Annotated in this window: 7 protein-coding genes and 1 pseudogene; 6 read left to right on the forward strand and 2 right to left on the reverse strand. The window is 70.5% G+C overall.

Annotated elements, in window-relative coordinates; genetic code table 11:
* The 4 genes and pseudogenes from CLG85_RS26565 to CLG85_RS27960 form a co-directional block, all read left to right on the forward strand.
* Positions 1–209, forward strand: a 209-nt coding sequence (locus CLG85_RS26565; RefSeq protein WP_260350316.1) for a hypothetical protein, incomplete at its 5' end; no start/stop codon positions are given.
* A complete protein-coding gene (locus CLG85_RS26570) occupies positions 206–1,474 on the forward strand; it encodes a glycerate kinase type-2 family protein (protein ID WP_260350317.1) in 1,269 nt (422 codons plus the stop codon). The genes CLG85_RS26565 and CLG85_RS26570, both read left to right, overlap by 4 nt.
* Positions 1,475–1,911: 437 nt before the next feature.
* Positions 1,912–2,217 (forward strand): annotated as a pseudogene (locus CLG85_RS26575) (2-oxoglutarate and iron-dependent oxygenase domain-containing protein); the annotation flags it as partial.
* Positions 2,218–2,506: 289 nt separating this feature from the next.
* The gene (locus CLG85_RS27960) at positions 2,507–2,875 is read left to right on the forward strand and encodes a 2OG-Fe(II) oxygenase family protein (RefSeq protein ID WP_375796956.1); all 369 of its coding nucleotides are present in this window, start codon (positions 2,507–2,509) and stop codon (positions 2,873–2,875) included.
* 17 nt (positions 2,876–2,892) lie between these two features.
* On the opposite strand, the gene CLG85_RS26585 is transcribed toward CLG85_RS27960, so the two are convergent.
* On the reverse strand, positions 2,893–4,416 hold the full coding sequence (locus CLG85_RS26585) for an MDR family MFS transporter (protein WP_095883446.1): 1,524 nt from the start codon (positions 4,414–4,416) through the stop codon (positions 2,893–2,895).
* Positions 4,417–4,588: 172 nt separating this feature from the next.
* Here CLG85_RS26585 and CLG85_RS26590 point away from each other — a divergent pair, with 172 nt between their 5' ends.
* Both CLG85_RS26590 and CLG85_RS26595 read left to right on the forward strand, forming a co-directional pair.
* A complete protein-coding gene (locus tag CLG85_RS26590; RefSeq protein ID WP_235865467.1) occupies positions 4,589–5,209 on the forward strand; it encodes a MarR family winged helix-turn-helix transcriptional regulator in 621 nt (206 codons plus the stop codon).
* Between the two features lie 286 nt (positions 5,210–5,495).
* Positions 5,496–6,092, forward strand: coding sequence for a 2-hydroxychromene-2-carboxylate isomerase (locus CLG85_RS26595; RefSeq protein ID WP_260350318.1), 597 nt, complete (start codon positions 5,496–5,498; stop codon positions 6,090–6,092).
* Positions 6,093–6,102: 10 nt separating this feature from the next.
* Here the strand turns inward: CLG85_RS26595 and CLG85_RS26600 are convergent.
* Positions 6,103–7,154: ATP-binding protein (locus CLG85_RS26600; protein WP_375796957.1), on the reverse strand; the 1,052-nt coding region annotated here is incomplete at its 5' end.

A 7,154-nucleotide genomic window follows, 5' to 3' on the forward strand; every position in this document is an offset into this window, starting at 1 on the left:
CGGGGCAGCTCGGGCTCGGCGAGGCGCAGGCGGCGGCGCTGGCCACGCTGCTGCGCGCGGTGCAGGGCCATGTTGCCGCCTCGGACGGGGCGGTCGCGGGGCTGGAGATTGCGCTCGACCTGGGTCACAACGGTCCGGCCCGGGCCCGGCACATCGAACTGCGCGCCTGGAGCGACACGGACCACGCGCGGAGGAGGAGCCCCGAGTGACTGACGAAAAGACCTTTCTGACTGGGCTGTTCGAGGCCGCGGTGGCCGCCGCCGATCCCGAGCAGGCGCTGCGCGCGGCGCTGCCGGAAAAGCCCGAGGGGCGTACCGTGGTGATCGGCCTCGGCAAGGGCGCGGCGCAGCTCGCCCGCGCCTTCGAGACGCTCTGGGACGGCCCGCTCGAAGGGGTGGTGGTGACCCGCTACGGCTATGCCGCACCCTGCGCGCAGCTCCGGGTCATGGAGGCTGCCCACCCTGTGCCCGACGCGGCGGGGCTCGATGCGAGCGCGGCGCTCTTCAGGGCGGTCGAGGGGTTGACCGAGAAGGACCTGGTGGTGGCGCTGGTCTGCGGCGGTGGCTCGGCATTACTGCCCGCGCCACCCGAGGGGCTGACGCTGGAGGACGAGCAGGCGCTGAACGAGGCGCTCTTGGCCTCGGGGGCGCCGATCGGGGTGATGAACGCCATCCGCAAGCACGCCAGCCGGATCAAGGGCGGGCGGCTGGCGGCGGCCTGCGCCCCGGCAAAGGTGGTGAGCCTCATCGTCTCGGACGTGCCGGGGGACGACCCGGCACAGGTGGCCTCGGGCCCGACGGTGCCCGATGCGGTGGACGCGAAAGCCGCGCTGGCGATGATCGAGGCCTGGAACATCGCGCTGCCCGGCAACATCCTCGCGCATATCCGCAGTGCCGCCTCGGCTGCGCCGCTGCCGGACGATCCGGTCTTTGCCCGCAACGAAGTGAAGGTTGTCGCCTCGGCACGGCTCTCTCTGGAGGCCGCGGCGGCGCAGGCCGAGGCGGCGGGGCTGCCGGCGGTGATCCTGTCGGATGCCATGGAGGGCGAGGCGCGCGACGTGGGCCGGGTCCATGCGGCGATGGCGCGAGAGGTGGCGACCCGGAACCGGCCCTTCGCGGCGCCGGTGGTGATGCTCTCGGGCGGCGAGACCACGGTGACCCTGCGCGGAAAGGGCGGGCGTGGCGGGCGCAATACAGAGTTCCTGCTCGCTTTTGCCCATGCCATCGACGGCGCCGATGGAATTCATGCGCTGGCTGCCGACACCGACGGCATCGACGGCACCGAGGACAACGCCGGGGCCTTCGCCGATGGCAGCAGCGCGGCGCGGCTGCGGGCGGCAGGGGGCGATGCCATGGCGGCGCTCTCGCGCAACGACGCCTGGGGCGCCTTCGACCTGATCGGCGATCTCTTCGTGCCGGGGCCGACAGGGACCAACGTCAACGACTTCCGCGCGGTGCTTATCAAGGAGCGCTGACAAGATCCTTAGAAGGCTTTTGTTCCAGAGGGTTGCGGCGTCATCGCAACGTCACCGGGGCGTCACGAATCCGTGATGCCCCCGGGTCATCCTGAAGCGGCCGGAGCAAGCGGACGCCCCGGTGCTGCAACCCGGGGACACCTGCCATGATGGTCATCGATCCGTTCCGTTTCGTGCTGACCTGCTGCTTCCTGCCGGCGCCCAACGGCCGCCTGGCGCAGCTCCTCCGCCGCGGACGCGGCTGAGCCGGACCGCGCAGCGCGTCGCGGGCGTTTGGCCGGTCCATTCGGCCCGAACCGGGAGAGTTGGCACAAATCCGCGCAACCGCCTGAGCCAAACCGCTTGCGAAGCCCTTCGGAAGGTGGAGAATTGCCCGAACCTGCCCGGATCGCGCCCTGAGGCCGCCGGGCGGCCCGGTCCACGGAGGGAGAGCGGCGATGATCCCCGTCCTCGATTTCGAAGATCTCAGCGACGATCCCGAGGGCTTTGCCTTTGCGCTCGGGCAGGCCTGCCGCGAGGACGGCTTTTTCCTGCTGGCCAACCCGCCGATCCCGCCGGAACTTCTGTCACGAGTCTTTGCCGCTTCGGCCGCCTTCTTCGCGCTGCCCGAGGCCGCCAAGCTGCCGCTGTCGATCGAAGGCAACCCGCGCAACCGGGGCTGGGCGCGGCTTGGCTCCGAGCAGCAGGACGGCGCCGATCACCCCGACCGCAAGGAGGCTTTCAACATCGGGCTCGAGCTTGCGCCCGACGATCCGCGGGTGCTTGCGGGCGAGCCCTTCCGGGGCGCGAACCTCTGGCCGGACGTGCCGGATTTCCGCGACTCGATGCTGGCCTATTACGCCGAGATGTGGGCGCTCGGGACGAAGCTGCACGAGGCGGTCGCGATGGATCTCGGGGTGCCGCTGGATTTCTTCGCGCCGCATTTCAGCGAGCCCATGGCGACGCTGCGGCTGCTGCGCTACCCGCCGACCACCGGGGCTGCGGACGAGCGGGGGGGCCTCGGCGCACACCGACTACGGCGCGCTGACGCTGTTGGCGACCGACGGCGAGCCGGGGCTGCAGGTGCGCCCCCGCGGTGGGCACTGGATGGATGTGCCGCAGCTGCCGGGCGCGCTCATCGTCAATATCGGCGACTGCCTGATGCGCTGGACCAATGACATCTACGTCTCGACCACCCACCGCGTGCTGCCGCCGCTCCGCACCCGCCATTCGGTGGCCTTCTTCCTCGATCCCAACCCCGAGAGCCTGATCGCCGCGCTTCCGGGCACCGGCGCGCCAGTCTACCCGCCGGTGCGGGCGGTGGATTACCTGCGCTCGCGGCTGGAGAGCACGGCGCCCGACGAGGCGGAGCCGGAAGAGGCGGGCGAAGCCAAGGGGCAGGCCGCGGGCCTTGCCTCCTGATCCGGCGCGATCGCAGGTCAGTCCTCGAGCGGGCGCTCGTTCAGCAGGAAACCGACGGCGCAGGCCAGTGCTGCCCCACCCGCCGCGATGAAGAACACCGGGTGCAGCGCCGCGCTGAACCCCTCGATGATCGCCTGCTGCTGCGCCTCGGGAAGCGCGTGGACCATCTCGGCGCTCATGCTGCGGATACCGCCGCCCATGCCCTCGGGCAGGTGCCCCTCGAGATTGCGCGCGAGGCCAAGGCCGAAGATCGCGCCGAAGCCCGCCGTGCCGATCGAGCCTCCGATCAGCCGGAACATGTTGGCGCTGGCGGTGCCGACGCCGATCATGCTGCGCGGCACCGAGTTCTGGATCGCGGTCACGCCGACGCTGAACACCGGCCCGAGGCCGAGCCCGACGCCCACCATGTTGACCGCCAACAGCCAGAGCGGCGTGTCGCCCGAGAGCCGGGTGAGCGCCAGCATCGAGAGGCAGAGCAGCGCCGTCGAGAGGATCGGCATCACCTTGTAGGTGCCGCGTTTCGACATGATCCGCCCGGCGCCGATCGAGCCGCCCAGCAGCCCGCCCATCATCGGCACGAGGAAGAGACCGGACTGGGTCGGCGAGATGCCCTTGGCCACCTGCAGGAAGAGCGGCAGGAAGGTGATCGTGCCGAACATCGCCATGCCGATCAGGAACCCCATGGAGTTGACCGTCACGAAGGCATTGTTGCGGAACAGCGAGAGCGGCAGGATCGGCTCGGGCGCGCGGCGTTCGACCAGCACGAAGCCGACCAGCGCAGCAAGACCGAGCGCGGCCAGCGCCAGCACGCCGGGGTGGCTCCAGGGCAGCACGGTTCCGCCCATGTTCGAGATGAGCACCGCCGAAGCGAGGATCGTCGCGAGCAGCACCGCGCCAGCGTAATCCACCGACTTGCGGCTGCGGTCGGCGCGCGAGGGCAGGGCCATGCCCAGCACCACGAAGGCCAGCGCGCCCACGGGGAAGTTGACGAAGAAGATCCAGTGCCACGACCAGTGCTGCACGATGAAGCCGCCGAGCAGCGGGCCGACCACCGTCGACACGCCGAAGGCCGCGCCCATCATCCCCTGCGCCTGTCCGCGCTGGCGGGCGGGCAGCAGATCACCCACCACCGCCATCGAGGTCACGATCAGCGCACCCGCGCCCGCGCCCTGGATCAGGCGTCCGGCGATGATCATCCCCATGCTCGTGGCAAAGCCGCAGAGCACGGCGCCGGCGAGGAAGACTCCGATGGCGCTCTGCAGCACCGACTTGCGGCCGTAGAGGTCCGAGAGTTTCCCGGCGATCGGCGCGCCGATGGTCGAGGCCATCAGGTAGGCGGTGATCACCCAGGTGATATGCTCCATGCCGCCAAGGTCGGCGACCATGATCGGCATGGCGGTCGACACGATGGTCTGCCCCAGCGAGGCAAAGAGCAGCGTCGCCGAGACCGCGAACAGCGCAAGGCGCACCACGGCCGGGTCATGCGCGGCGGGGGCGGCAACGGGCTCTGACAGGTCGACGGGATCGGCGCGGTGACTCATGCACGAGGCTCCTCGGGGGCTGGATGGCGCGGCGGCACCGCAGGGCAGGCAGGGCGCGCACGGCCGTCGGTCGGGCGAGTCGCGGGGGCACCTTGCGAAAATGGATTGCTGGGAGCATATATGTGCCGAAGGCATATACATGTCAACAGCACGTAATTTGGAGCGCGCCATCATGCCGGACAAGGACGCGAGAATCCGGGATCACCTGCGGCGGGCGGGGATCGACGAGGCCTCGGCGCAAGCGGCGATCGAGATCGACGTGGCGCTGCAGAAGTGGCGGCGACGGGTGATGAAGCGCGAGCTGGGCCAGCGCGCGCTGGCCGATCTCGGGCTCTCCATCGACCTCGCCCAGCTTGATGTCCTGCTCGCGGTGCGCGCTCCCGAGGGTGAATTCGACGATGCCGCTGCCTGTGCGGAGGATGCCGAGACCATGGTCTCCACTGTCGCGGCGCGGCTCAGGATCGATCCCTCGCGCGCCAGCCGTATCGCCTCGGACCTCATTCGCATGGGGCTGATCCGCCGCGCCGTGAGCCAGCAGGACGCCCGCCGCTCGGTGCTCGAGCTGACCCCGCCGGGGGCCGAGATCGTCTCGGCGGTGCGGGCCTACAAGTTCCTCGTGCTGGGCAGCTTCCTCAGGGACTGGAGCGCCGAGGAGATCGCGCTCTTCCTGCCGCTGCTCGACCGCTTCAGCGCCTGGTCGGACCGCGCCGTGCAGCACAGCCCGGAGGTGGCCGAGCGCGTTGCCGAGCTGCGCAAGGCGCTTGCGGTGCTGCCCGCCGAGAACCTCGGCTAAGGCAGGATCGAGCCGCGCTCAAAGCGTTTCAAAACTGCGGAGAATGCGGGCTTTCGCGGGGCTGCCTTGGCGGGATCTTGCCGCTCGGCTTGCGGCATTGAGGTGTCATTGCACCGTCACCGGTCCGTCATGAGGCAGCAGCGTTGACCGTTTCGCCCGCATTTGGCCTCATTGAAACAGAATGTCCGGCCCCGAGCGGCCCTGTCAGCCGCGATCCCCGCCGGGCGTGATCGCAGACATGCTGCCAACCAAGCCTTCGCGGAGTCCCGAATGAGCCTGCCCCCCCGTGATCGACTACTTCTTTGCACCGATGTCGGGCTATGCCTACCTCGGGCACCAGGAGTTGATCGGGCTGGCCCGGCGCTGCGGGGCGAAGGTGCGCTTCCTGCCGATGGAGGTTGCGCGGGTCTACGAGGCCGCCGGGGTGACGCCGCCCTATGACCACACCGACCCGCGCCGCACCTACCGCATCGAGGACCAGGCCCGCTGGGCGGCGATCCGGGGCCTGCGCATGGAGGCCATGCCGCCGAGCTGGCCGACCGACCCGCGACTGGCCTGCCGCTGCATCCTTGCCGCCGGTCGGCTCGGGCTGGACCAGGACGCCGTCACCTTCGCCTGTCTGCGCGGGGTCTGGGCCGAGCACCGCAATCTCGCTGATCCGGGCGATCTGCAGGAAGCCTTCGAATCCATCGACCTGCCGGCGGCGCGCATCCTCGCGGTGGCGCAGACCGAGGAGGTGCGAGACGAGGCCGACGCGGTGACCGAGGAAGCCATCTCCAGGGAAATCTTCGGCTCGCCCACCTACGTGCTGCATGGCAAGCGTTACTACGGGCAGGACCAGTTCGACTTCCTGCGCGAGGCGCTGCAGCGCGCGGCCGCCTGATCCTGACGGCCTAGCGCGCCTCCTCGGGCAGCTCCCCGCCCTCGTAGCCCAGCATCTGCCCGCCAAGGTCGCGAAAGGCGCGCTGGCGGCAGGTGAGCACGAGGATCTGCAGATCCCCCGCCTGACGGTGCAGCGCGTCGAACATCCGCTCGATGCGCGCGTCGTCGGTATAGACCAGCGCGTCGTCGAGGATCACCGGCGCGTGCCGCCCACCGCGCGCCAGCAGTCGGGCAAAGGCCAGCCGGACCAGCAGCGCGATCTGCTCGCGGGTGCCGCCCGAGAGCACCTCCATCGGCTCTTCCTGGCCGCCGCGCGACAGGGCGCGCGGCAGGGCGCTGTCCTCGTCGAAGACCAGCTCGGCCTCTGGCCAGAGCAGCCGCAGGAGCGGCGCCAGTTCGCGGGTGACCGGCTCGAAATAATGTTCGCGCGCCTCCGAGCGGGCGGTTTCCAGCGTTGCCTTCAGCAGCACCAGCGTATCGCGCTCGAAAGCGTAGCGCTCGGCGCGCTCGCGGGCCTTGGACATGGCCTCTTCGGTGGCGGCGAGGTCTTCCTCGACGCCTTCCCCGGCGCGCAGGCTGATCTCTGTGTCGAGCGCGGCCTTGCGCTCGGACAGCTCGCGCTGGCGCTTCGCGGCCTGATCGAGCACCGACTGCGCCCGGGTGAGCGTGGCCTCGGCGCTGTTGAGATCGGGGGCTTCGCCCTGCAGCGCCGCCAGCGCATCGCGGGCGGTGGAGAGGGCGGTCTCCGCCTCGGCCCGTGCTTCTTCGAGTGTCGTGGCGGCGGCGTCGGGGTCTTCGGGGAGCGTCTCGCGCAGTTCGGCGAGGCGGGTCTCGGCGGCTTCGCGGGTGGTGAGGGCGCGGATCTCGGCCAGTCGCGCCTGCTCGTCGCGGCTGCGGGCATTTTCGAAGGCTGACTCGGCGGCAGCGAGGCTGTCCTCCGCCTTGCGCAGCGCCTTTGCGGCACTCTCGGGGTCAGGCGCCTCGGTGATCTCGCGCGGTGCCGGGAGCGCGGCGAGGGCGTTCTCCAGCGCGCGCAGCCCTTCGGGCGCGACGCCGCGCAGGG

This window comes from Alloyangia mangrovi (assembly GCF_002300555.2).
Taxonomy (GTDB): Bacteria; Pseudomonadota; Alphaproteobacteria; order Rhodobacterales; family Rhodobacteraceae; genus Salipiger; species Salipiger mangrovi.